This is a genomic window from Bradyrhizobium yuanmingense (assembly GCF_025200905.1).
GTDB lineage: Bacteria > Pseudomonadota > Alphaproteobacteria > Rhizobiales > Xanthobacteraceae > Bradyrhizobium > Bradyrhizobium yuanmingense.
Window position 1 is genome coordinate 7,319,159 of record NZ_CP104173.1, and the last position, 25,238, is coordinate 7,344,396.

Here is a 25,238-nt window from a genome sequence, read left to right on the forward strand (position 1 = left end):
GGCGGGCTGGCCGATTTTGGAATTGTGAAGCCATTCCAAATTCTTAGAGGTACCGTGCCGTCACAGCGGTGGTGCGCTCCCTCGCCCCGTTCTTACGGGGCCGCGACGAGCTTCGCTCGCGCTGAGAGGGTTGGGGTGAGGGGCCTCTCCGCACGCGAGACTGCCGACGGACCCGTACCCCCTCACCCGGATCGCAAGAGCGATCCGACCTCTCCGCGCAAGCGGGGAGAGGTAAAGAAAGATCAAGCCGCACTCGTCTTCAACCGCCGGTACTCGGTCGGCGTTACGCCTGTCACCGCCTTGAAGGCGCGGTTGAATGGTCCCAGCGACTGGAAGCCGGCGTCCATGGCAATGGTGATGACGGGGACCTCGGCCTGGGAGGGATCGGCGAGCGCGGCCTTGGCTTCCTCGATGCGGTGGTTGTTCAGGAACACATTGAAATTGCGATAGCCGAGCCGCTGGTTGATCAGGCGGCGCAGCCTGTATTCGGGAATCCTCAGCCGGCCCGCCAGCACACCGATGGTAATGTTCTCCTGGCGATAGATCCGCTCGTCCGCCATCAGGCGCATCAGGGCATCGATGAGTTTCTGGTCGGAGTCCTCGGCCAAAGGCTGGATCGGCGCGATCGCGGGTGCGGGCTCTGGCGCAATCGGAAACAGATCGGCGCCATCGACTCGCAACATTGCGTAGGCGATCGCGGCAACGATGCAGGCGAGCACGCCTGTATTGATGGTGTCGGCGACATCGCTCGCGCTGAAGGCAACGAGGATCTGGAGCAGCGCATTCAACCCGCCATAGAGTGCGGCGGCGCAGACGATGACGACGCGCAGGCGGCGGCGACGCTCGACCAGATCGGCGGACCACGATCCGATCGTCTGCACCACCGCGAGCGCGATGAAGCCGAGCACGATCAGATTCACTGCCGTCACGGAGAACCGCGCGTTGCCGCCCGGCGCGATCCAGAGACATCCGACGAAGCTGAAGGCGGTCACCGCGGCCCAGATCAAACCATGCCACCAGCGGAACCGAAACTCGTCGTCGAACAGCGCGCGCGTGAACAGCCAGAACACGACGATGTTGCCGGTCGACAGTGCAATCAGCGGCGCGTGCCAGATTGGAACGAGCGACGACACGCCGATGGAATAGCTCGCGGCATGCGCCGCCGAGCCTAGCGCGAAGGCCGCGCCGAGGCGGGCCGCGAGCACATTGCGGAAATCGGAGAGCAATGACGCCGCCAGCACCAATAGCAGCGCGACGCTGGCAGCGCGGAAGGCAAGTTCGGTTGCGGCAAGGGTCATCGGCTGGGGCGAACGGTCGCGGTTGAAGGCAGCCGAACATCGTTCGTTGCGCCCGGTTTTTCAAGGACGATCCGCATGCAAGGGTTAGCGGAGCTTTGTCGCGACGGCGACGCCAAATCCTGCTAGCGTCGCGTTCAACAAAGCCAAAAGGAGTCCCCCCATGAGCTGGCAGCCCTCGAACGATCCCGTGCTCGGCGATCCCATGTCCTGCGATGCGCTCGATCTCGTCATCGTGCCGCGCACGCGCGATCTCGGTGACGGGTTCGCGGTGCGGCGGGCGTTGCCGCACGGCAAGCGGCAGATGGTCGGGCCTTTCATCTTCTTCGATCATTTCGGCCCGGTGCAGTTCGTCTCTGGCAAGGGCATGGACGTGCGGCCGCATCCGCATATCGGGCTCGCCACCGTCACCTATCTGTTCGACGGCGCCATCATGCATCGCGACAGCGAGGGCAACGTCCAGGAGATCGCTCCCGGCGCAATGAACCTGATGACGGCCGGCCGCGGCATTGCGCATTCCGAGCGCACGCCGGATGCGCAGCGCGCCGCGGGCCAGAAGATGCTCGGCCTGCAAAGCTGGATCGCGCTGCCGGCGGGCTCCGAAGAGATCGCGCCGTCGTTCCAGCATTATGCGGCAGGCGATTTGCCGATGATTTCCGAGCGCGACTTCACCGCGCGGGTGATCGCAGGCTCCGCCTTCGGCATCACCTCGCCGGTCTCGATGGTCTCGCCCTGGTTCTACACCGAGGTCACGGCGCTCGCGGGCGCGAGCGTGCCGCTCGACCCCGATCATGAGGAGCGTGCGATCTATGTCGTCGACGGCGAGGTCGAGATCGCCAACGAGCGCTATGAGGGGCCGCGCCTGCTGATCTTCCGGCCCGGTGACCGCATCACCGTGAAGGCGCTGAAGGCGACGCGAATGATGTTTCTCGGCGGCGATGCGCTGGAAGGCCCGCGCCACATCTGGTGGAATTTCGTCTCCTCCAGCAAGGAGCGGATCGAGCAGGCCAAGCAGGACTGGAAAACCGGGCGCTTCGCCGCAGTTCCGCAGGAACACGAGTTCATTCCGCTGCCGGAATAGGCTAATCCGGTGTCCGGCCGCGCGATCAGACGCGGCCGGATGTCCTGTGCGAAGGCTTTGCCGATGACCACCATGCTCTCCAGCGACCTGCCTCTATCCAAGATCGGACGCGGCAAGGTGCGCGATATCTACGCCGTCGACGACGACCGCCTGCTGCTCGTCACCACCGACCGCATCAGCGCCTTCGATGTGGTGATGGGCGAGACCATCCCGATGAAGGGCGCGGTGCTGACCCAGATCAGCGCGTGGTGGTTCAATGAGCTCGAAGGCGTGGTGCCGCATCACATGATCAGCGCCGACACCGACGAGATCATTGCGGCCGTGCGGGCGTTGCAGCCGCACCGCGCCGAGATCCTCGGCCGCGCCATGCTGTGCAAGCGCACCACCGTGTTTCCGATCGAATGCGTGATCCGCGGCTATCTCTCAGGCTCCGCCTGGAAGGAATATGCCGCGAGCGGCACACTGGCCGGCGAGAAGCTGAAGCCGGGCCTCGTCGAGAGCGAGAAGCTGGAGCCGGCGATCTTTAGCCCCGCGACCAAGGCCGAAAGCGGCCATGACGAGAACATCACCATCGGGAAGATGCGCGCGGTGGTCGGCGACGAGGTCGCCTACACGCTGGAGAGCATGACGCGGGCGATCTACACGCTCGGCGAGGAGCTCGCCCGCGAGCAGGGTATCATCATCGCCGACACCAAGTTCGAGTTCGGCCGCGACAAGGACGGCCGCATCATCCTGATCGACGAGGTGATGACGCCGGATTCGTCGCGGTTCTGGGCGGTCGACGCCTACAGACCGGGCCAGCCGCAGGCGAGCTTCGACAAGCAGCCGCTGCGCGACTATCTCGACGTCGAGCGCCGCGCCGGCCGCTGGAACGGCGACGCCCCGCCGCCGCCGCTGCCGGCCAGCGTGGTGGACGCGACCAGCAAGCGGTACCTGGAAGCGTATCGGCGCGTGACGGGGACAGAGCTGAAGATTTAGGCCCGACTGTTACCGCAGCTCCGTCATTGCGAGCGCAGCGAAGCAATCCAGAGTCTTTCCGCGGAGGGATTCTGGATTGCTTCGCTGCGCTCGCAATGACGTGGAGAGGCCGGGGCCTCTCCGCCATTTCTGCCTGGCTCGCGTTCGCGAAGAGGACGGCAGTGCTCACACCCCCGCCATCATCACGTATTTGATCTCGACATATTCTTCCATGCCGTGTCGCGAGCCTTCGCGGCCCAGGCCGCTTTCCTTGACGCCGCCGAAGGGCGCGACCTCGGTGGTGATGAGGCCGGTGTTGACGCCGACCATGCCCGACTCCAGCGCCTCGGCGACGCGCCAGACGCGGCCGAGATCGCGGGAGTAGAAGTACGACGCAAGGCCGAACGGCGAGGCGTTGCACATCGCGATGACGTCCGCCTCGTCCTTGAAGCGGATGACGGGCGCGAGCGGGCCGAAGGTCTCCTCCTGCGACACCAGCGAATCTGGCTTGACGTCGGCGAGCACCGTCGGCTCGAAGAAGGAGCGGCCGAGCTCGCTGCGCTTGCCGCCGGTGACGACCTTGGCGCCACGCTTGACGGCATCGGCAATGTGGCGCTCGACCTTGTCGACCGCCTTCATGTTGATCAGCGGGCCCTGCGTCACGCCGCTCTCGGTGCCGTCGCCGATCTTCATTGCCGCGACCTTTTTCGACAGCTTCTGCACGAACTCGTCGTAGATCTTGTCCTGGGCGTAGATGCGGTTGGCGCAGACGCAGGTCTGGCCCATGTTGCGATATTTCGAGACGATCGCGCCTTCGACCGCGGCGTCGATGTCGGCGTCGTCGAATACGATGAAGGGGGCGTTGCCGCCGAGCTCGAGGCCGAGCCGCTTCACGCCGACCGAGGCCTGCTGGTAGAGGATCTTGCCGACGGCGGTGGAGCCGGTGAAGCCGACGAAGCGCACCGCCGGATGCTCGCACAGCACCTTGCCGATCGGCGGCGCATCGCCCGTGATGATGTTGAGCACGCCCTTGGGGATGCCGGCCCTCTCGGCAAGCACGGCCAGTGCCAGCGCCGACAGCGGCGTCTCATTGGCGGGCTTGAGCACCACGGTGCAGCCGGCCGCCAGCGCCGGCGAGACCTTGCGGGTGATCATCGAGTTCGGAAAATTCCACGGCGTGATCGCACCGCAGACGCCGATCGGCTGCTTGATGGCGAGCAGGCGCGCATCGGGCCGCTGGGTCGGGATGGTCTCGCCATAGACGCGCCTCGCTTCTTCGGCGAAGAACTCGATATAGGCGGCGCCGATATCGACCTCGCCCAGCGCCTCGGTGAGCGGCTTGCCTTGCTCGGAGGTGAGGATCAGCGCGAGATCCTCGCGATTGGCCGTGATCAGCTCGAACCATTTGCGCAGAATGTTCGAGCGCTGTTTTGCAGTGTGCTTGGCCCAGCCCGGAAAGGCGCGCTCGGCAGCTTCCACCGCCCGGGTGGTGTCGTCAGCACCAAGCTGCGGCACCTTTGCGAGCTCGACGCCGGTGGCGGGATTGTTGACGGCGAAGACCGGCGTGCCGACCCAGGCGCCGTCGATGTAGCAGGCCTCCTTCAGCAGCGAGGGGTCCTTCAACCGGTCGCGCAGGGTGGCGGTGGCTTGCGGGGCGCGTGCGGCGGCGGTCTGGGTCATGGCGTTTCTCCCTGGCGGCGATCGGATCGGCCGCAATATAGGGACAGACGGTGCGCAATGCACCGCCCTGCAAACGCACGTCAGATGGCAGCTAAACTGGCAGCGGCCTTAGGCCGCGCCGCTCATATAGGTCTCGCGGCGGCCGATCATGCGCTCCGCGGCGGCCTTGGCATCCGCTTTCGTGGACGTCGCGCAGGTCCGGTACTCTAAATCGGGGACTGACGAGGTGTCGCGGCGACCGAACCATGACTTCGAGCCGACCGGCAGCAGCGCCAGCGCCTGCGCCAGATTGTCCACCGCCCCGAAGGAATAAAGGGCGCCGGTACCGGCGACGCGGACCTCGTAGATCCCCGGCGAAATCGGCGCCTCCAGGTTCTCGCCACGTCCCGGACGGGGATAGCGCTTCCATTCGCTCCAGGTCGAAATCATCTGAGGTCCCCCTCGCCGCCCATCCACGGCCGGCACATTTGCATCAAGTCTTAACGGCTCGTCGATCGGGCCGGGTGCTGAACGCGGCAGCTCACGAAATGTTTCAGGGGTTCGAGAACCACAAAGCATATCGCGAGCAACCCATCCAAGGTGAGGCGAGACACGCCGATCCACCGCAGATTGTAGAAGAGCGTACGCGCTCAGCCTCGTTGTCGTCCTGCGTTGGATCAAGACCGTCAAGTCACGACATCGCGACCGGTGCAGATACATAGATGGCGCTTGCCGCGCCAGAGATCCGGGAAGACAATCGATCACTTCCAACAATAATCAAACCCGAGGAAACGCCATGCAAAGCCAAGCCCAGATCGATGAGATTCTGCGTCAGAAGAGCGAGACCAAGGAGATTCCGGGCGTCGTCGCCATCGCGGCCAGCGGTCAAGACGTGCTGTATCAGGGCGCGTTCGGCAAGCGCGATCTGTCCAAGCCCGATGCGATGAGTGTCGACAGCGTGTTCTGGATCGCCTCCATGACGAAGGCGGTGACCACAGCGGGTGCCATGCAGCTGGTCGAGCAGGGCAAGCTGTCGCTGGATGCGCCGATCGGCGACGTCTTGCCGGAGCTCGCCAATCCGCAGGTGCTCGAAGGCTTTGACGCCAAGGGCGAGGCGAAGCTGCGGCCGGCCAAAGGACCGATCACGCTGCGCCAGCTCATGACCCACACCGCCGGCTTCTGTTACAATATGTGGAACGGCGATCTCGCGGTCTATCTGGACAAGCACGGCATCCCCGCCATCACCACTTGCCAGAATGCGGCATTGAAGACGCCGATCATGTCCGACCCCGGCACGCGCTGGGAATACGGCACCAACATCGATTTCGTCGGCAAGGCCGTGGAGGCCGCCAGCGGCAAGCGGCTCGACGCGTACCTGCGCGACAATCTGTTCGCGCCGCTCGGCATGCGGGACACCGCTTTCAAGATCAGCGACGACATGCGCAAGCGCCTGGTCGGCATGCATGCGCGCGGCGAGGACGGCCAGCTGGCAGCGATCCCGTTCGAGCTGGAGCAGGAGCCGGAATTCCACATGGGCGGCGGCGGCCTGTACTCGACGGCGGGCGACTACATCAAGTTCACCCAGATGATCCTCAACAAGGGGCGCGGCAACGGCAACCAGGTGCTGAAAGCCGAGACGGTCGCGACGATGGGGCAGAACCACATCGGCGATCTCGCTATGGGCAAGATGACGACGGCGGCGCCGATGTACACCAACGACGTCGATCTCTATCCTGAGCAGGTGAAGAAGTGGGGCCTCAGCTTCATGATCAACACCGCCAAGACCGCCGAGGGCCGCAGCGCCGGCAGCCTCGCCTGGGCAGGCCTTGCCAACACCTATTACTGGATCGATCCGGCGCGCGACGTCACCGGCGTCATCCTGATGCAGCTGCTGCCGTTCGCGGATGCGAAATGCCTGGAGGCGTTCGCGGGCTTTGAGCGCGGCGTTTATGCCGGGCTCGATGCTGCCGGAAGCGGGCAGAAGGCGGCGTGACTCGCAACCTCTCACCTGACGTCATGGCCGGGCTTGTCCCACGGCTGTCCGGTTTAAATTTGGCATAGTCTTAGGCTCATCTGGCGGTCATTTTTGATAATCGGGGGCGGTAGGTCGAGAAGGTGATCGATCCGGCGCCGCTGCATGAGATTTTGAGCGACCAGACGGGTGAAGATCAGAAGGTTCTCGACGCTTTGTTGCGCTTTGTGGGCCGAACGCAAGAGCAGGAAGGCGATCAGCGCGATGGCGATCTGGATGCGCACGGCATTCTCGGACGTGCCGAAGAAGTGACGGATTTTGAGAGTGTGCTTGACCCAGCGGAAGAACAGCTCGATCTGCCAGCGCCTCTTGTAGAGTTCAGCAATTTCGTCGGCCGGGGCATCGAGATCATTGGTCACGATGCGCAGGATCTTGCCAGTCTCGGTGCGAACCGTGATCTCGCGCACCGGATCCCTGAAGGGGTTTTTGCGGGACTTTGCCTGCCGTGCAGGCAACAGACCTATGCGGTCGGAGAGCGCGCAGGAGCCTTCAGGCAGCTTGTTCTCAACTATGTCGCTCAGGGGCGTGTTGACCTTGAGCCGGGTCACCAGGCGGCATCCCGCAGCGTCGAGCTCAGCCCACCAGCCATAGTCGTAGTAGCCGAGGTCGAAGATATAGGTGGCCCCGGGGCGGATCGGCATAGCCTTGGCGACGGTGATGTCGTTGACATTGGCGGGCGTCAGCTCGGCGAAGCTCGGACGCTCACTGTCCGGATTGTAGACGATATGCAGCTTGACCCCATGCACGCCGGAGCAAAACCGCGCCCAATCGGAACTCAGAGAGTTCAGCCGAAAGCCGGTCGAATCGACCAGATACACCGCTTCGGCCACTTTATCGGCAAGATCACGTTCGCAGCGGCCCATCAGCGCCGCCAACAGTTCGGCAAACACCGCGCTGGACCGCTTGGCGTTGGCGTCAGCCAAAGTCGATCGCGACAGCTCTTTGGTTCCGAGATGGTAAAGCCGTGCGGCATGGCTCTCGAAGGATGCTTCGATCGATCGTAGGCTTTGGGCGTCCGAAAGCTGCGCGTACAGCATCGCAACAAACTGATCCTGTGTGCTGAGCCGCCGCACCCGCTTATTGGCCTGGTACCTGTCCACAAGCCGATCCAGAACACCCCACGGCACCAAGTTCAGAATGCCGTGAAATACTGTATTGTGGTGGCGCATGGCGGGACTCTCCTGGCGTGTCTCGAACATTTGGCGATGCTCAAGACCGTAGAAGAATCCACGCCATGCGCCCTGTCCATGAAAATTAAACCGGACAGCCGTGGGCTTGTCCCGGCCATCCACGACTTGCCACGCGGCACAAAGAACGTGGATGCCCGGGACAAGCCCGGGCATGACGACGGGTAGAGTGTGCCGATCATCACTCACGAAAGGATTTCGACTTGGCGGACAAAGCGGACAGCTACGTTTGCGGCATCTCGGACGCGCCGCTGCTCGGCCACACGATCGGCCGGAGTCTCGACCAGGCCGCGCAGCGCTGGTGCAATCGCGAAGCGCTGGTCTCGCCCAGCCACGGCGTCCGATGGACCTGGAAAGAATTCGCCGAGCGGGTCGATGCGCTCGCCGCCGGCTTTCTCGCGCTCGGCCTCGAACGCGGGGAGCGGATCGGCATCTGGTCGCTGAACCGGCCGGAATGGACGCTGACCCAGTTCGCCGCCGCCAAGGCCGGCCTGATCCTGGTGACGATCAACCCCGCCTACCGCCTCAGCGAGCTGGAATTTGCGCTTCGCAAAGTCGGCTGCGCGGCGATCGTCACCGCGACGGCGTTCAAGACCAGCAACTACATGGAGATGCTCAACACGCTGTTGCCGGAGCTGTCATCCGCCAGGCCCGGACAGCTGCAAGCGGCACGGCTGCCGGCCCTCCGCAATGTCATCCAGATCGGCGGCTCGGCCGCACCGGGCACAATTGCCTTCGACGAGGTCGCGCAGATGGGTGGCGACCGGCACCGTCAGCAATTGGCCGCGCTCGGCGCCGAGCTGCAGTTCGACGATCCCGTCAACATCCAGTTCACCAGCGGCACGACCGGATCACCGAAGGGCGTGACGCTGACCCACCACAACATCCTCAACAACGGCTATTTCGTCGGCCGCGCGATGCGCCTCACCGAGCAGGACCGCATCTGCATTCCGGTGCCGCTCTATCATTGCTTCGGCATGGTGATGGGCAACCTTGCCTCCGTGACGCTCGGCGCCGCAATGGTCTATCCCGGCGAGGGTTTTGACCCGCTCGCGACGTTGCGCACCATCGAGCAGGAGAGATGCACGGCGCTCTACGGCGTGCCGACGATGTTCATCGCCGAACTTGATCACCCCGAATTCGCCGGCTTCGACCTGACATCGCTGCGGACCGGCATCATGGCCGGCGCGCCCTGCCCTATCGAGGTGATGAAGCGCGTCAACACCGAGATGAACATGCGGGAGGTCACCATCGCCTATGGCATGACCGAAACCAGCCCCGTCAGCTTCCAGAGCGCGGTGGACGATCCGCTGGAGCGACGTGTCTCCACGGTCGGACGTATCCATCCGCATGTCGAGGTCAAGATCGTCGATCTCGAGGGCAGGATCGTCAAGCGCGGCGAACGCGGCGAGCTGTGCACCCGCGGCTACAGCATCATGCTGGGTTATTGGGAGGAGAAGGAAAAGACAGCCGACGTGCTCGACGCCAACGGCTGGATGCATACCGGCGATCTCGCCACCGTCGACGACGAAGGCTATTGCAACATCGTCGGCCGCATCAAGGACATGGTGATCCGCGGCGGCGAAAACCTCTATCCGCGCGAGATCGAGGAGTTTCTGTATCGCCATCCCAAGATCCAGGACGTGCAGATCTTCGGCGTCGCAGACACCCGCTACGGCGAAGAGCTCTGCGCCTGGATTCGTGTCAGAGCGGGCGAGCAACTGACGGCTGAGGAAGTACGTGCCTTCTGCGAGGGCCAGATCGCCCACAACAAGATCCCGCGCTACGTCGAGTTCGTCGACGAATTTCCGATGACCGTGACCGGAAAGATCCAGAAATTCCTGATGCGCGAGGCAGTCGAGCAGCGGCTCGGATTGAAGGCGGCGAAGACGGCGTGAAAGTGTTGAACGCTCTCCATATACAACGTCCGTCATTCCCCCCGCCGGCGAATCCAGTACGCCGCGGCTTCTCGATCCATCACAGCCGCTCGGAGTACTGGATCGCCCGGTCTTCGCCGGGCGATGACAGTTTTGATTGAGGCCCGCGCCTGCCTACATCGTCATTGCGAGCGCAGCGAAGCAATCCAGCTGTCTCCCCGCAGAGATTCTGGACTGCTTCGCTGCGCTCGCAATGACGGGGATGACGAGCGTTACGCCGCCGGATGCTGCGCGGCACCCTTAGTTCCAGCTATTTGGACAGGTGCGCCATTCATTCTGCTTGTGGCGTCTCCCACGCGCGTTCAATGTCGATCACCTGTGGCAGGCCCGGCACAGCCATCGGCGGCAGTACAATGTTACGGTCGTGTCCTGACTTGATCGATTGTTGATCTAGGGGGAATGCCATGAAATTGGCTTGGAGGACCATCCTGGTTGCAGGAATTGGACTTGCAACCGTCGGCTCGGCAAGCGCTGCAGATCTCGCGGCCCGGCCCTTCAAGGCACCAGCGACCGCCGTAGCCGTCTATAACTGGACCGGTTTTTACGTGGGCGTGAATGCGGGTTACGCTTGGGGGCAGTCGGATCTCGGCACCGTGCTCGATCCCACCAGCAGCTGGGCCGTGGAAGGCGCAGCGTTCAGGAACGAGTTTGTGGCGCTGAGCAATCGCCGCCTCGATCCGGCCGGCGCTATCGGCGGTCTTCAGATCGGCGCGAACTGGCAGACCGGTGCTTGGGTTCTGGGTGTAGAAGCCGACGCCAACGCAACAGATATCGGTGCGCGCACCGTTTTCACCGGAGCGAATCCGCCGGTGATCCGCACATTCGACGAAAGCATCCGCAACGATTGGCTCGTGACCGTTCGCGGCCGCGCCGGCTATGCGGTCGACAAGACCCTGCTGTACGTCACCGGCGGTCTGGCCGTCGGCAGCGTCAAGGGAAGCTGGGATCTCACCTCGTCCAATGGTTATACCAAGACGGGTTCGGTGTCCGAGACGAAGGTCGGCTGGACGGTCGGCGCCGGCGTTGAGCACGCCTTCGTGCCGAATTGGACGGTTAAGCTCGAATATCTCTACACCGATCTCGGCGGCGTGGATTACACATCGACCTACGTGCCCGGCAGCACTTTTGCTCCGCCCGGCTCCAACTACGTCGAACGCATCTCGCAGGACCTCACCTTCCATACCGTGCGGGCCGGCCTGAACTACAAGTTCGGCGGGCCGATGATGGCCAAGTACTGAGAAGCGAAGAAGCCCAAGATCCCGGCTCCGGCCATTCGGCTCGGAGCCGTTTTTTTTGATCAGGAGCCAGAGAGAGCGCCTCGTTCTACGCGGCACGCCGGCAAAGTGCGGTCGCTATGCCGACCGCATCGTGGAGGCAGAGATAATTTCTTACGCCGTCAGCCCGCGCTGCTCGGCCAGCTCCTTCAACGATACCTGAGGCCGCGCGCCGATGTGCTGGATGACTTCGGCGGCGGCGAGCGCGCCGAGCTCGCCGCACTGCTTGTAGCCGAAGTTGCGCGCGAGGCCGTAGAGGAAGCCGGCGGCGAACAGGTCGCCGGCGCCGGTGGTGTCGACCACCTTCTCGACCGGGAAGGCCGGCGCTGCGACGGCATCCTCGGACGAGACCACCATGCAGCCCTTCTCGCTGCGGGTGACGACGCCGAGATTGACGTCGTTGCGCAGCTGCTTCAGCGCGGTGTCGAAGTCCGAGGTCATGTAGAGCGAGTGCAGCTCAGACTCGTTGGCGAACACGATGTCGACGGTGCCGCCTCGCATCAGCGAGAGAAACTCGTCGCGATAACGATCAACGCAGAAGGAATCCGACAGCGTCAGCGCCACCTTGCGCTTGGCGTCATGGGCGATCTTGGCCGCCTTGACGAAGGCCTCCTTTGCGTTCTTGGGGTCCCAGAGATAGCCTTCGAGGTAGACGATGCCGGCGCCGGCAATCTCGGCCGGATCGATGTCGGCGGGCGACAGGTCCTGCGCCGCGCCGAGATAGGTGTTCATGGTGCGCTCGCCGTCGCCGGTGACCAGGATGTAGGAGCAGCCGGTGGCGGGGCCGTCCTTGGCGGCCGGCGTGTTGAAGGCGACGCCGGCGGCGCGAATGTCGTGCACGTAGAGCTTGCCGATCTGGTCGTCCTTGACCTTGCCGACATAGGCGGCGCGCGCCCCCAGGCTGCCGATACCGACGATGGTGTTGGCGGCCGAACCGCCCGAGACCTCGGTCGCCGGACCCATGTCCTTGTAGATGGCGGCCGCGCGCGCCTCGTCGATCAGCGACATGCTGCCCTTCGCCATGCCATGCTTGGCCAGAAAGGCCTCGTCGGTCCTAACCAGCACGTCGAACAGCGCGTTGCCGATGCCGAGAACGTCATATTTCACGTCAGCCATTCACCTTGATCCTGTTTGCCGGATTGCGATCTAACCGGAAATCCGCTTCCTGTCGGCCTGAAATCCAAGCTCGCGGCCTATCACGACCGGGCCTTGGCGGGCAAGCAACGGTATTTTCGAGAGCATGATCCGCTCCTTCCTGACCGTCTCGACGGGAACGCTGGCCTCGCGCCTGCTGGGTTTCGCCCGCGATTCCCTGATTGCGGCGCTGCTCGGCACCGGCGCCGTGGCGGATGCGTTTCTGGCGGCGTTCCAGCTCGTCAACGTGGTGCGGCGGCTGCTCAGCGAGGGCGCGCTGAACGCGGCGCTGATCCCAGCCTGGCTGCGGGTGCGGGACCGCGACGGGGTGGCGGAAGCCGCGGCGTTCGCCGGGCGCGTGATCGGCACGGTCAGCACGGCCCTGATCGGGATCTCACTCCTGCTCGCATTGTTGATGCCGCTGATCATGACGGTGATCGCGCCGGGATTCCTCGGCAGTGGCACGCTCGATCTCGCGGTTCAGAACGCGCGGCTGATGCTGCCTTACCTCGCCTTCGCCGGTCCCGTCACCGTGCTGATGGGGCTGCTCAATGCGCAGGGACGCTTCGCGCTGACGGCGTTCTCGCCACTGCTGTTCAACATTGCGCTGATCGCCGCGATCGCGATGCTGCTGGTCTGGCATGCAGACGCCGGCTTCGCCGCGTGGATCCTGGCAGCGACCGTCGGCCTCGCCGGCTTGCTGCAACTCTTGATGCTGCTGTCGCAGCGAAGCGCGCGCCTTGCGACACCGCTGCGCGCGAGTTTCGACAAGGAGATGCGCGGCTTCTTCGCCAAGGCGATCCCCGGCATGATCGCAAGCTCGGGGCCGCAATGGCTGATGGTGGCGGGTGCGATCATCGCGTCCGCAACGCCGTCCGCGGTGTCCTGGCTTTATTTCGCCAACCGCTTGATCGAGCTGCCGCTCGGCATCGTCGGCGTCGCCATGGGCACCGTGCTGGTGCCGGAGCTGACGCGCGCCGTCGCGAGCTCCGATCGCGACGCGGTGGCGCATGCCGAATCCCGCGCGCTGGAGCTTGCCGCCGGGCTGGCACTGCCGGCCACGGTCGGCCTGATCGTGCTCGCCGAGCCGATCGTGGGGCTGCTGTTCGAGCATGGCGCGTTCGGTGCGGCGGACAGCGCGGCCACCGCGCGTGCCCTGATGTGGCTGGCGCTGGGCCTGCCGGCGCATGTGCTGATCAAGGCGCTGTCGCCGGCGTTCTATGCCCGCAGCGACACGATGACGCCGCTGCTCGCGACTGCCAAGGGCTTCGTGGTGACGGTCGTGCTCGCGGTTCTGCTCGGTCATGTCTTTGGCGCAAGCGGAATCGCGGCAAGCATCGCGGCTGGCGCCTGGAGCAGCGCGCTCGCGCTGCTCCGCAAGGGCGCGGGCGAGTTCGGCTTCTCGATCGACGCGGCGGCCCGCACGCGGCTGCCGCGGATCGTGCTGGCCGCGATCGCCATGGGCGCCCTGCTCTGGCTGACCGCAGGTCTGGTGCCGGCCGGCGCCCATGGGCTCATCCACTTCATTGCGCTGGGTGTGCAGATCGCAGCCGGAATCGCCGTCTACGGCCTGTTGCTGCAGATCCTCGGTGCCGCCTCCTGGCGCGAGGCGGTTAACGCATTGAAACGGCCCAGCTAGACCACGGCCTCCGCGAAAGACCCTTGACGGGGCAGCGCCGCTGTTGGAAACGACGGCCGAATACCTATGGGAAGGCTGACCATGCCATTCGTTGAACGGGTCTTTTCGGGCGTCCAGCCGACGGGCAATCTGCACCTCGGCAATTACCTCGGCGCCATCGTCAACTTCGTGAAGATGCAGGAAACCCACAATTGCATCTATTGCGTCGTCGACATGCACGCGATCACGCAAGGGGTGGACGTCTGGGGCGGGCCGGTCGAGCTCGCGCGCAACACCCGCGAGGTGACCGCCGCGTTCATCGCGGCCGGCATCGATCCGAAGAAGCACATCGTGTTCAACCAGAGCCAGGTCTCGGGCCATGCCGAGCTCGCCTGGATCTTCAACTGCGTCGCGCGCATGGGCTGGCTGGGACGCATGACCCAGTTCAAGGAGAAGGCCGGCAAGGACCGGGAGAACGCCTCGGTCGGGCTGTTCGACTATCCCGTGCTGATGGCGGCCGACATCCTGCTCTACCGCGCCACCCACGTTCCCGTGGGTGAGGACCAGAAGCAGCATCTCGAACTGTCGCGCGACATCGCGCAGAAGTTCAACAACGACTTCGGCGACTCGATCCGCGCGCAGGGCGTCAATGACGGGCTGTTCTTCCCGCTGCCGGAACCCTTGATTACGGGTCCGGCGACGCGCGTGATGAGCCTGCGCGACGGCACCAAGAAGATGTCGAAGTCGGACGCCTCCGACAATTCGCGCATCAACCTCACCGACGATGCCGACACCATCGCGCAGAAGATCCGCAAGGCGAAGACCGATCCGGAGCCGCTGCCGACGGAAGAGAAGGGCCTGGAAGCGCGGCCCGAGGCCGACAATCTCGTCGGCATCTTCGCCGCGCTGTCCGGCCGCTCCAAGGCGGACGTGCTGCGCGAGTTCGGCGGCGGCCAGTTCTCCAGCTTCAAGAACGCGCTGGCGGAGCTGTGCGTGACCAAGCTCGCGCCGATCGCCGGCGAGATGAAGCGCCTCGTCGCCGACCCTGGCCACATCGAGGCGATCCTGAACGACGGATCCGACCGGGCGCGCGCGATCGCCGACGAGACCATGAAGCTCTCCAAGGACATCGTCGGCTTCATTCGCCGGCGCTAGGGCGCGCTTCGCGATACCGGCTGGCGCCACGGCGCCGGCCGCTTCGCCCCTCCCAAACATCGCGGGAGTGTGGCAGCATGCTCCCCGTGCACAATCCGGGACATGCATGACCAGCAAGCGACTTTGCTACGAGCCGGGTCACAAGCCCAAATGCCTCGTCATCGTCGACGACAGCGCCGAATGGGATCGCGCCGTCTATTACGCCAGCCGCTGGGCGATTCGCGCCGGCGGCGGCGTGGTGATGCTGCGCATCATCGAGCCTGAGCAGCAGAGCCAGGAATGGCTGGGGGTCGCCGACATCATGCGCGCCGAGGCACAGGAAGCCGCCGAAGCCGCGCTCGACCGCGCCGCCGGGCGCGCCAACGGCATCGCCGCCATCACGCCGGAGCGCGTCATTCGCGAAGGCAGCGCGATGGAACAGCTGCTCGCAGTGATCGACGAGGATCCTGATATCGCCATGCTGGTGCTCGCCGCAAATCCCGGCGCGGAGGGCCCGGGGCCATTGGTCTCGCTGCTCGCGCATGCGCTCGGCACGTTCCCGGTGCCGGTGACGATCATCTCGGGTGCCCTGAGCGATGAGAGCGTGGATTCGCTGTCCTAGCGACGATGCATCTTACCCTCCCCTGGAGGGGAGGGTCGGCTCATGTTGAGCGAAGCGAGGCATGAGACGGGGTGGGGTGACGGTCTCTCCACATCCGACACTGCCCGAGTGGAGAGATCACCCCACCCCGCTCGCGCTGCGCGCGATCGACCACGGGCGAGCTACGCTCGTCCCGGACCCCTCCAGGGGAGGGTAAGGCCAACCCACTGATTTTTATGAGCTAATATCCCGCCTCCCCTTGACCGTGCGTTAGCCGTCGCCATCTGCTAGGGGATAGAGCACGCGCCGGCCTTGAACCGGCGACGTCTGGAGAAAACCATGTTCATTCAAACCGAAGCCACCCCCAATCCCGCCACGCTGAAGTTCATTCCCGGCCGCGTCGTGGTCGACGGCAGCCCGATGGAATTTTCGAGCCGCGAATCGGCGGCGCGTTCGCCGCTCGCCGAAAAGCTGTTCGAGGTGCCCGGCGTCACCGGCGTGTTCTACGGATCGGACTTCATCACCGTGACGAAGGCGAGCGGTGAGTGGCAGCAGCTCAAGCCGGCGATCCTGGGTGCCATCATGGAGCACTACATGTCGGGCGCGCCGCTGCTGGCCGACGGCACGGCCACAAGCGAGGCCGATCTCGATGACGAGGACGAGTTCTTCGACGAGGCCGACGCCGAGACCGTCGACATGATCAAGGACCTGATCGAGACCCGGGTGCGGCCGGCCGTCGCCAATGACGGCGGCGACATCACCTTCCGCGGCTTCAAGGACGGTATTGTCTATCTCAACATGAAGGGCGCCTGCTCCGGATGCCCGTCATCGACGGCGACGCTCCAGCACGGCATCCAGAACCTGCTCAAGCACTTCGTGCCTGACGTGGTTGAAGTCCGGCCAATGTAAGCCGGTTACGCCGCCTTCTTCTTCGCGCTGATCAGCTTGCGGTTGATCAGCACTTCCGCGATCTGGATCGCGTTGAGGGCCGCGCCCTTGCGTAAGTTATCGGATACGCACCACAGCGCGAGACCGTTCTCCACGGTCGCGTCCTCGCGGATGCGGCTGATGTAAGTCGCGTCCTCGCCGGCCGCTTCATAGGGCGTGGCGTAGCCGCCGGGCTCCTGCTTGTCGATGACGAGGCAGCCCGGCGCCACGCGCAGGATGTTGCGCGCTTCATCGGCGGTGATCGGATTCTCGAACTCGATGTTGACGGCCTCGGAATGGCCGACGAACACAGGCACGCGCACGCAGGTGGCGGACAGCTTGATCTTGGGATCCAGGATCTTCTTGGTCTCCGCCATCATCTTCCACTCTTCCTTGGTGTAGCCGTCCTCCATGAAGACGTCGATGTGAGGGATGACGTTGAAGGCGATGCGCTTGGGGAATTTCTTCGCGACCAGCTCGTCGTTGGTGTAGACGGCCTTGGTCTGCGAGAACAATTCGTCCATCGCGTCCTTGCCGGCGCCCGACACCGACTGATAGGTCGAGACCACGACGCGCTTGATCGTCGCCTTCTCGTGCAGCGGCTTGAGCGCCACCACGAGCTGGGCGGTCGAGCAGTTCGGGTTGGCGATGATGTTCTTCTTCTTGAAGCCTTCGGTCGCGGCCGCATTCACCTCGGGCACGATCAGCGGCACGTCCGGATCCATGCGCCAAGCGGAGGAATTGTCGATCACCACAGCGCCGGCGGCGCCGATCTTCGGCGACCATTCCTTCGACACCGACCCGCCCGCCGACATCAGGCAGATGTCGACGTCGGAGAAGTCGTAATGCTCGAGCGCTTTGACCTTCAGGGTGCGGTCGCCGTAGGAGACTTCGACACCGACGCTGCGGCGTGAGGCCAGGGCCACGACCTCGTCCGCGGGGAATTTGCGCTCATCCAGGATGTTGAGCATTTCCCGACCGACATTGCCGGTCGCGCCGACGACTGCGACTTTGTAACCCATCGTTCACTCTCCGATGAAAAAGCCCGTTCCCGAAGCTGACGCTTAAACAGGAAGAGCAGCGCTTCTATGCGAGAACCGGCCTCAAGACAACGTTAAGACCATGCCTTAGGGACGTGGATGCAGTCGCCTGAGGCCAGCACGGCCGTTAGCCCTACCCAGATCCAGCTGACGCTCTTGGCCTTGGCCGACGAGGTCGTCGGCACGCTGGCGCATCTGGTCGCCTATGTGGGGGCGCTCGCCCTGTTTGCCATCCTCGCCCTCGCAGGCCTGGGACAGCTGCCTGACCTGCGTGGCGATGGTCCGGCGGACAGACCGGGCTGGAGCATCGCCGACCGCTCGCATCCGGCCTTCGCCGTCAGCCGGATCGATTCATCAGAAAAAACAGCCTCTTACGTCATCTTTAGGCATCCCGAGGGCGGCCGCAGGGACGTGCTGCGCTGGACCGATATGGCGGACAAGCCGGTGGCCGAACTCGAAATCTACCGCCAAGGCGTCGAATTCGACGTGACACGGCCGGCGGCCGCGGGCTTGGCCGCCCGCATGGGTTTGGGTGCAGATGCCCCGCTCGAGCAGGCCGGCCTGATTGACAGCAAATTCGGCCCCGTCGCCCTGTTCCGGCCGGTCGGCGCGACAGAGGGGACGCGGGCCTGCCTCGGCTATCTCAAGCGCTACGAGGAGCCCGCCTTGCAGATCTCCGGCTTCTCCTGCCAGGGCGACAGCTTGCCCGCCCGCCGCGCGGCGATCGCCTGCACGCTGAACCGGCTGACGCTGCTGGCCTCGGGCAACGAGCCGAGGCTGGCGGAATTGTTCGCCCATGCCGAACTCAGGCGCCGCGGCTGTGACCCTCAGGGCTCGCCGGACTGGCTGCTGGGCGCAGCGAACGCGCAATTGCGCGGAGCGCTTTGACTTGCATCAAGGATTCTGCATCAAGCTCAAGTAGCTGGTTTGCATGCAACTTTTGCCGGCGCGCACGATTATTCCGAGCTGGTGTGACCCAATTGACCTAGTTGCGTCCGCCCCGGCCGGGCTAGTATGGGGTGAAATCGACTGGCGGCCTGCCGCCTGAAGGGGACGTGATGAGCTTGAAATTTTCTGCCGCGAACAAACTGGCGACATTGCTTGCGGCGGGCGCCGCAATGGCCATTGCGTTCGCGACCCCGGCTTCCGCCGACACCAGGACCAAGCAGCGCTATGACGACCGCGGCCGGCCCTATTACGGCCCGAGCGGCCCCAACACGGTCTATCAACAGGGCCGCACCCGCCTCTATGTGAGCAAGCGCTCCTGGCTCGATGGCGGCACCGAGGTCAATCCGGGCGACCGCAAGTTCACCGACTACGCCTTCCCCCCGGCCGTGGGCTATCCGTCCTTCGCCCGCGAGAACCTCAACCGGCCGATCGACCGCCAGCCGCTCTCCCCGCCGCAGGATGTCGGCGGCTATCCGCAGAACTTCCCGCTGTACTGAGGCGGGCGTCACGACCGAATCAAAATGGCCGGTGCTCACGCCCGGCCATTTTTGTTTTTCGCGAGATGCGTCCGTCTTACGCATTGGCTGCCGGATCGTAGCGCCGGCAAAATTCTTCGATGGCCTCGGAGCGGAAATCACTGAGGCGTTCGAAGATCAGCGCATCCGGCCAATCCCACCAGGAGATGCGGCGCAGGCTTGCGGAAACGGTATCGTCAAAGCGCTTGCGGATGGGACGGGCGGGAACGCCACCGACGATGGTGTACGGCTCGACATCGCGGCTAACGACGGCGCCTGCGGCGATCACTGCGCCATCGCCGACGCTCACGCCTGGCAGCAGGATGGCGGCGTGGCCGATCCAGACATCGTTGCCGACGATCACCCGGTCGCCGCGCCTACCTGCGAAGAAGTCGCGGTCGCGCGTCGCGCCCGCCTCGTAATATTCGGGGACGTAGGTGAAGCGGTGCTGCGAGGGACGGCCCATCGGGTGGTTTGGCGCACCGATCCGCACCGAGTTGGCGATCGCCGTGAACTTGCCGATCACGGCGTCGGCGACGTCGCAATTCTCGCCGAGATAGGAGTAGTCGCCGAGCGAAGCATATTCGATGCGCGTGCCCGCAAGCACCTCGCAACGCCGCCCGACCTGCGCCTCGCGCAGGCGCGCCGTCTCATGGATGACGGTTTCCGCGATCTTGGGGCGGGGTGTATCCATGAGGCGGTTTCCAATGAGGCCGTAGCCCGGATGGAGCGAAGCGCAATCCGGGAAGGTCTGTCCACGGGGTGAGAACCCGGATTTCGCTTCGCTCCATCCAGGCTACGATTCTTCCCGCCTTACGCGTGCAGCTTCTGCAATTCCTTCAGGATCGCTTCGCCCATCTGCGTGGTGGAAGCGGCCGTGGTGCCTTCCGACTTGATGTCGGCGGTGCGCAGACCGCTGGCCAGCACGGCAGCGATGGCCTGGTCGACCTTGTCGGCGAGATCGCCCATGTCGAAAGAATAGCGCAACGCCATGCCGAAGGACGAGATCATCGCGATGGGATTGGCGAGGCCCTTGCCGGCGATATCGGGGGCCGAGCCGTGCACGGGCTCGTACAGCGCCTTGCGCTTCTTGGTCTTGACGTCGACCTCGCCGAGCGAGGCCGAGGGCAGCATGCCGAGCGAGCCGGTGAGCATCGCCGCGATGTCGGAGAGCATGTCGCCGAATAGATTGTCCGTCACGATGACGTCGAACTGCTTCGGCCATTTCACCAGCATCATGCCGCCGGAATCGGCGAGCTGATGCTCGAGCGTGACATCGGGGTATTCGCGCTTGTGGACCTGAGTCATGACCTCGTTCCAGAGCACGCCCGATTTCATGACGTTGCGCTTCTCCATCGACGTCACCTTGTTCTTGCGCTTCCGGGCAAGCTCGAAGGCGACGCGGCCGATGCGCTCGATCTCATAGGTATCGTAGACCTGGGTATCGATGGCGCGCTTCTGGCCGTTGCCGAGATCGGTGATGGTCTTCGGCTCGCCGAAATAGACGCCGCCGGTGAGCTCACGCACGATGACGATGTCGAGGCCCTCGACCGCCTCGCGCTTCAGGCTGGAAGCATCCGCCAGCGCCGGATAGCACACGGCGGGACGGAGGTTGGCGAACAGCGCGAGATCCTTGCGCAGGCGCAAGAGGCCGGCTTCCGGGCGCACCTCGTAAGGCACGGCATCCCACTTCGGACCGCCGACCGCGCCGAAGATCACGGCGTCGGCGTCCTTGGCCTTGGCCATGTCGCCTTCGGAGATCGACACCTTGTGCGCGTCATAGGCGGAGCCGCCGACGAGGCCGGTGTCGGTCTCGAACTTGGCGATCCCGGCCGAATTGAGCCAGTCGATCAGCCGCTTCACCTCGCCCATCACCTCGGGGCCGATACCGTCGCCGGGAAGCAGCAGCAGTTTGTGGGTCGCCATGGTCGTGTCCTTTTCGATCCTCTCTCGTCATTCCGGGACGCGCCTCTTAGCGCGGGCCCGGAATCCATAGCCACCAGCCGGGGTTATGGATTCCGGGCTCGCGCTTCGCGCGCCCCGGAATGACGGCGCCGGAGTGCTAGAGCGGCGTTGCGCGCTTGGCAAGACACCATTGCCGCGCTGCGGCTGTGCAAGGCCGGCGGGGCCTGCCACACTGGACGGGCCGGAGTACCCCTTGCACGCCCCTGATCGCCCCCTGCCCGACGCACACCCCGCGCGGCTGATCCTGACCCTGTCGCTGGCAGCCACCGTCGGGCTCGGCATCGGCCGCTTTGCCTATGCGCTGGTGCTGCCGGACATGCGGGAGGACCTCGGCTGGTCCTACTCGGCGGCCGGTTTCATGAACACGATCAACGCCGTCGGCTATCTCGTCGGCGCGCTGGTGGCGTCCCGCCTGATCCGGCGCGTCGGCTGGGCCGCCGCGATCCGCGGCGGAACCATTGCCTGCGTCGCCGCGCTCGCCACCTGCGCGCTGACGGGGGATTTCGTCGCGCTGAGCCTGGCGCGCCTGGTGCTGGGCCTGGGCGCGGCGGCCGGCTTCGTCGCCGGCGGCGCGCTCGCCGCCACCATCGCCCAGTCGCGGCCCGAACGGGCCAACTTTCTGCTCAGCCTGTTCTATGCCGGACCCGGCATCGGCATTCTGTCCTCGGGGCTGATCGCCCCGTTCACGCTGCAATATTTCGGGCCGGGCTCGTGGTGGATCGTGTGGTGGGCGCTGACGCTGCTGTCGGTCGCGATGACGATCCCGCTGTTCCTGATCCGCATCGAGAGCGGCGCGCGCTTCTCCGAAGGCGGTCATGCCTCGTTCGCGATCCTGCCGGTGCTGATTTATCTGGCCGGCTATTTCCTGTTCGGCGCCGGCTACATCGCCTACATGACCTTCATGATCGCCTATGTGCGCGAGGGCGGCGGCGGGGCCGCGGCGCAGGCGGCGTTCTGGGGGTTGATCGGTCTGAGCGCGTTCGTGACGCCCTGGGCCTGGCGCGGCGTGCTGGCGCTCGACCGCGGCGGGCTCGCCACCGCCATCATCCTCGGCACCAACGCAGCTGGCGCAGCGCTGCCGATGCTCGGGCATTCGCCGGCCTGGCTCGCGGTCTCCGCGATCGTGTTCGGCGTCGCCTTTTTCGCCGTGGTCGGCTCGACCACCGCCTTCGTCCGCTTCAACTATCCGCCAGAGGTGTGGCCGACCGCGATCGCGGCGATGACGATCTCGTTCGGCGTCGGTCAGACGCTCGGGCCGATCGTGGTCGGCGCGATCACCGATGCGCTGGGAAGCTTGAGCTACGCGCTGAATGTGTCGGCGGCGCTGCTGGCGCTGGGCGCGGTGGCGGCGTTGTGCCAGCGGAAGGTGGGGCCCAAAGTGGCGAATGGCGAATAGCGAGCGGCGAATTGTGAGCCGCGAGTGCGTTTACCTACTCCCCATTCGCTATTCGCCCTCTCAGCTCCCGCTGAACGAATTATACCCCTGGTCTTCCCAATAGCCGCCCTTGTAATCGTTGGTGACTTCCATCGAGACCACGTATTTCGGGTTCTTGAAGCCGAGCTTGGTCGGCACGCGGATCTTCATCGGAAAGCCGTAGGCGCGCGGCAGGATCTCGTTTGCGTATTTGAACGTCATCTGCGTCTGCGGATGCAGCGCACTGCGCATGTCGAGCGGCGAGTTGTAGCCGTCCTTGTCGGCGCACTGGAACCAGACATAATTCGCGCGCGTATCGGCGCCGATCAGCTTCAGGAAATCGCGCAACGGCGTGCCGGTCCAGCTGCCGATCGCGCTCCAGCCCTCGACGCAGATGTGACGCGTGATCTGCGTGACCTGCGGCAATCGATGGAGCTCGTCCAGCGTCCAGGACTTCTTGTTGTCGACGAGGCCGCGCACCTCGAGCTTCCAATCCGCGGCCGAGATGTCAGGCGCGTCGTCGAGATCGTAATAGGCGTTGAACGGGAACGGCTTGGTGATCGCGCTTTCGGGGAAGGTCGGCGCCAGCGCGTCGGGATTGAAAATGAAGGCCTGCACCGCGTCGTTGAACTTCGAGACCTTCGCCAGCATGGTCTCGGCCGAAGACGAATCGATCACATCGCAACCCGTGAGCAGCGTCAGCGCCCCTAAGCTGGCGCCGCCCGCGATGAAGCGGCGCCGGGCGAGATCAGGCATGGTCTTGATGGAATCCTTGATCAGCAGCCGCTTGTCGACGCCGGGGATCAGGAACGGACGTTTGGCCATGTTCTCCTCACATATCCATTTTGAGCATGATCTTGTCGGAAAACCGCTTCACACTTTTCCGGATCATGCTCTAGCGACCGATGATCATCGCGCGCAGACTCTTCGGCACGAGCAGCGCAAGCAAGACGTGGACGACCAGAAACGCGCAGATCGCGGCCATGCAGAAGAAGTGGACATAGCGCGCGGCCGGATAATCGCCGAACAGCATCACGAGATAATAGAGCTGCACGGGCTTCCAAATCGCAAGGCCCGACAGCACGATCAGCACGCCGACCACGATGATGCCGGCATAGAGCAGCCGCTGCACGTAATTGTAGACGGTGAGATCGTCATGGCCGAGCTTAAAGGTCAGCGCCGCCCTGACGTCGTGGAGCACGCCCGATGCCGTGATCGGCAGCAGCTTCTTGCGGAAGCGGCCGGTGGCGATGCCGGTGACGAGATAGGCGAAGCCGTTGATCATCAGCAGCCACATCGCCGCAAAATGCCAGAGCAGGCCGCCGCCGAGCCAGCCGCCCAGCGTGTACTCGCGCGGAAAGCGGAAGTCGAACAGCGGCGAGGCGTTGTAGATCTGCCAGCCCGACAGGATCATCAGGATCATGGCGAGCGCGTTGATCCAATGCATGACCCGCACCCAGGCCGGCTGGATCACTTTGGACTTGGTGGCCGTGACCTGCTCGTCGGTGACTGTGAGGCTCGCCATGGCGGGTTCCATCCTGAGGGCGTGTGACAGCGATTATACGCCGGTGTTTCGGCTTTCGTTACATCCCGTTCGCCATCGAATCGATGTCGTGAGGCTATTGTGGTCACAAAAGAGCGAGCCGGGTATCCCCGGCTCGCGGTCTGAGGACGTCCTGTTCGGGGATGAAACAGGATCGCGCGGTGTTACGTCGCCGGCATCAGCACGGTATCGACCACATGGATCACGCCGTTCGACTGGTTGACGTTGGTGATCGTCACCATCGAGGTGCCGCCCTTGGCGTCGACGATCCAGACCTTGCCGTCCATTTTCTTCACCGTCAGCTCCTCGCCTTCGGCGGTCTTCAGCTTCTTGCCGTCGGTGAGGTCGGAAGCCGCGAGCTTGCCGGGCACGACATGGTAGGTGAGAATCTTGGTCAGCGTTGCCTTGTTCTCGGGCTTGACCAGGCTGTCGACGGTGCCGGCCGGCAGCTTGCCGAAGGCGGCGTTGGTCGGCGCGAACACCGTGAACGGGCCCTTGCCTTCGAGCGTCGGCACCAGGCCGGCCGCCTTCACCGCCGCCACCAGCGTGGTGTGATCCTTGGAGTTGACCGCGTTCTGGACGATGTTCTTGGACGGGTACATCGCGGCGCCGCCGACCATGACGGTCTTTTCCTCGGCACTGGCGGGCGCGACGACGGTCGCGGTGAGGGCCAGGGCGCTGAAGGCGGCGGCAGCGAGATAGGCAATGCGCTTCGACATGAGAGAGTCTCCCGATTGAATTGAGACCGGCGTTGGCCGGCGTTGAGTTGAGCAACAACGGCGCCTGCGACAGTTAAGGGTGATGCAGCAGTGCCGTCGTTGGACCGAACTACGGGAGGGTTTCAGGTGCGGTTTCGGGGAAAAATTCTTTGTGATGGGTGAAACTATCGGCGGGGATGTTCGTGTGCGAACGAGAGCACCCGGACAAGCGTAGCGAAGCAGTAGGGTGGGCAAAGCGAAGCGTGCCCACCAAACGCA

At 64.5% G+C, this 25,238-nt stretch carries 23 protein-coding genes; 12 read left to right on the plus strand and 11 right to left on the minus strand.

Annotated features, from left to right (window positions below; genetic code table 11):
- Window positions 1-242 precede the first annotated feature (242 nt).
- Window positions 243-1,298, minus strand: coding sequence for a helix-turn-helix domain-containing protein (locus N2605_RS33910; RefSeq protein WP_260345107.1), 1,056 nt, complete (start codon window positions 1,296-1,298; stop codon window positions 243-245).
- 160 nt (window positions 1,299-1,458) lie between these two features.
- Between N2605_RS33910 and N2605_RS33915 the strand changes: the two genes are divergently transcribed.
- Both N2605_RS33915 and N2605_RS33920 read left to right on the plus strand, forming a co-directional pair.
- Window positions 1,459-2,376 (plus strand): pirin family protein, encoded by a 918-nt coding sequence (locus N2605_RS33915; RefSeq protein ID WP_225148711.1) that lies wholly within the window; start codon window positions 1,459-1,461, stop codon window positions 2,374-2,376.
- Between the two features lie 63 nt (window positions 2,377-2,439).
- On the plus strand, window positions 2,440-3,354 hold the full coding sequence (locus tag N2605_RS33920) for a phosphoribosylaminoimidazolesuccinocarboxamide synthase (protein ID WP_260345108.1): 915 nt from the start codon (window positions 2,440-2,442) through the stop codon (window positions 3,352-3,354).
- 165 nt (window positions 3,355-3,519) lie between these two features.
- Here N2605_RS33920 and N2605_RS33925 read toward each other — a convergent pair whose 3' ends face one another.
- Complete coding sequence (locus N2605_RS33925; protein WP_036002692.1) at window positions 3,520-5,013, minus strand: NAD-dependent succinate-semialdehyde dehydrogenase; 1,494 nt, start codon at window positions 5,011-5,013, stop codon at window positions 3,520-3,522.
- 108 nt (window positions 5,014-5,121) lie between these two features.
- On the minus strand, window positions 5,122-5,442 hold the full coding sequence (locus tag N2605_RS33930; protein WP_036002694.1) for a hypothetical protein: 321 nt from the start codon (window positions 5,440-5,442) through the stop codon (window positions 5,122-5,124).
- Between the two features lie 346 nt (window positions 5,443-5,788).
- On the opposite strand from N2605_RS33930, the gene N2605_RS33935 reads away from it, so the two are divergent.
- Complete coding sequence (locus N2605_RS33935; RefSeq protein ID WP_036002698.1) at window positions 5,789-6,985, plus strand: serine hydrolase domain-containing protein; 1,197 nt, start codon at window positions 5,789-5,791, stop codon at window positions 6,983-6,985.
- Between the two features lie 53 nt (window positions 6,986-7,038).
- Here the strand turns inward: N2605_RS33935 and N2605_RS33940 are convergent, their stop codons facing one another.
- Window positions 7,039-8,193, minus strand: coding sequence for an IS4 family transposase (locus N2605_RS33940; RefSeq protein WP_036046927.1), 1,155 nt, complete (start codon window positions 8,191-8,193; stop codon window positions 7,039-7,041).
- A gap of 221 nt (window positions 8,194-8,414) precedes the next feature.
- On the opposite strand from N2605_RS33940, the gene N2605_RS33945 reads away from it, so the two are divergent.
- Both N2605_RS33945 and N2605_RS33950 read left to right on the plus strand, forming a co-directional pair.
- Window positions 8,415-10,109 (plus strand): AMP-binding protein, encoded by a 1,695-nt coding sequence (locus tag N2605_RS33945; protein ID WP_225186499.1) that lies wholly within the window; start codon window positions 8,415-8,417, stop codon window positions 10,107-10,109.
- Window positions 10,110-10,552: 443 nt separating this feature from the next.
- Entirely contained in the window at window positions 10,553-11,386 is an 834-nt protein-coding gene (locus N2605_RS33950) for an outer membrane protein (RefSeq protein WP_260345109.1), read from the plus strand.
- A gap of 150 nt (window positions 11,387-11,536) precedes the next feature.
- Here N2605_RS33950 and N2605_RS33955 read toward each other — a convergent pair whose 3' ends face one another.
- Window positions 11,537-12,538, minus strand: coding sequence for an adenosine kinase (locus N2605_RS33955; protein ID WP_109142029.1), 1,002 nt, complete (start codon window positions 12,536-12,538; stop codon window positions 11,537-11,539).
- Window positions 12,539-12,662: 124 nt separating this feature from the next.
- On the opposite strand from N2605_RS33955, the gene murJ reads away from it, so the two are divergent.
- From murJ to N2605_RS33975, 4 genes are all read left to right on the plus strand, one after another.
- A complete protein-coding gene (murJ, locus tag N2605_RS33960) occupies window positions 12,663-14,195 on the plus strand; it encodes a murein biosynthesis integral membrane protein MurJ (protein WP_225148716.1) in 1,533 nt (510 codons plus the stop codon).
- Window positions 14,196-14,276: 81 nt separating this feature from the next.
- Window positions 14,277-15,329 carry a tryptophan--tRNA ligase gene (gene trpS / locus N2605_RS33965; protein ID WP_036002766.1) on the plus strand — a complete coding sequence of 351 codons (1,053 nt, stop codon included), beginning with the start codon at window positions 14,277-14,279 and terminating at the stop codon, window positions 15,327-15,329.
- A gap of 106 nt (window positions 15,330-15,435) precedes the next feature.
- Entirely contained in the window at window positions 15,436-15,930 is a 495-nt protein-coding gene (locus N2605_RS33970; protein WP_036002710.1) for a universal stress protein, read from the plus strand.
- 318 nt (window positions 15,931-16,248) lie between these two features.
- Window positions 16,249-16,818 (plus strand): NifU family protein, encoded by a 570-nt coding sequence (locus tag N2605_RS33975; RefSeq protein ID WP_036038709.1) that lies wholly within the window; start codon window positions 16,249-16,251, stop codon window positions 16,816-16,818.
- A 5-nt stretch (window positions 16,819-16,823) separates the two neighbouring features.
- On the opposite strand, the gene N2605_RS33980 is transcribed toward N2605_RS33975, so the two are convergent.
- Entirely contained in the window at window positions 16,824-17,858 is a 1,035-nt protein-coding gene (locus tag N2605_RS33980; protein WP_057025860.1) for an aspartate-semialdehyde dehydrogenase, read from the minus strand.
- Window positions 17,859-17,975: 117 nt separating this feature from the next.
- Here N2605_RS33980 and N2605_RS33985 point away from each other — a divergent pair, with 117 nt between their 5' ends.
- Both N2605_RS33985 and N2605_RS33990 read left to right on the plus strand, forming a co-directional pair.
- Window positions 17,976-18,764, plus strand: a complete 789-nt coding sequence (locus N2605_RS33985; RefSeq protein ID WP_225148718.1) for a hypothetical protein — start codon at window positions 17,976-17,978, stop codon at window positions 18,762-18,764.
- A 170-nt stretch (window positions 18,765-18,934) separates the two neighbouring features.
- Window positions 18,935-19,321 (plus strand): hypothetical protein, encoded by a 387-nt coding sequence (locus N2605_RS33990; RefSeq protein WP_225148719.1) that lies wholly within the window; start codon window positions 18,935-18,937, stop codon window positions 19,319-19,321.
- Between the two features lie 76 nt (window positions 19,322-19,397).
- On the opposite strand, the gene N2605_RS33995 is transcribed toward N2605_RS33990, so the two are convergent.
- Together N2605_RS33995 and leuB are read right to left on the minus strand one after the other, a co-directional pair.
- The gene (locus N2605_RS33995; protein WP_225148720.1) at window positions 19,398-20,033 is read right to left on the minus strand and encodes a DapH/DapD/GlmU-related protein; all 636 of its coding nucleotides are present in this window, start codon (window positions 20,031-20,033) and stop codon (window positions 19,398-19,400) included.
- 119 nt (window positions 20,034-20,152) lie between these two features.
- A complete protein-coding gene (leuB, locus tag N2605_RS34000; protein WP_036002726.1) occupies window positions 20,153-21,265 on the minus strand; it encodes a 3-isopropylmalate dehydrogenase in 1,113 nt (370 codons plus the stop codon).
- Between the two features lie 232 nt (window positions 21,266-21,497).
- On the opposite strand from leuB, the gene N2605_RS34005 reads away from it, so the two are divergent.
- Window positions 21,498-22,700, plus strand: a complete 1,203-nt coding sequence (locus N2605_RS34005) for an MFS transporter (RefSeq protein WP_260345112.1) — start codon at window positions 21,498-21,500, stop codon at window positions 22,698-22,700.
- A gap of 60 nt (window positions 22,701-22,760) precedes the next feature.
- Here the strand turns inward: N2605_RS34005 and N2605_RS34010 are convergent, their stop codons facing one another.
- From N2605_RS34010 to N2605_RS34020, 3 genes are all read right to left on the minus strand, one after another.
- On the minus strand, window positions 22,761-23,543 hold the full coding sequence (locus N2605_RS34010; protein ID WP_225190083.1) for a molybdopterin-binding protein: 783 nt from the start codon (window positions 23,541-23,543) through the stop codon (window positions 22,761-22,763).
- Between the two features lie 70 nt (window positions 23,544-23,613).
- Complete coding sequence (locus tag N2605_RS34015; protein WP_225152250.1) at window positions 23,614-24,243, minus strand: cytochrome b/b6 domain-containing protein; 630 nt, start codon at window positions 24,241-24,243, stop codon at window positions 23,614-23,616.
- Window positions 24,244-24,425: 182 nt separating this feature from the next.
- On the minus strand, window positions 24,426-24,980 hold the full coding sequence (locus N2605_RS34020; protein WP_036002736.1) for a fasciclin domain-containing protein: 555 nt from the start codon (window positions 24,978-24,980) through the stop codon (window positions 24,426-24,428).
- Window positions 24,981-25,238: the final 258 nt, after the last annotated feature.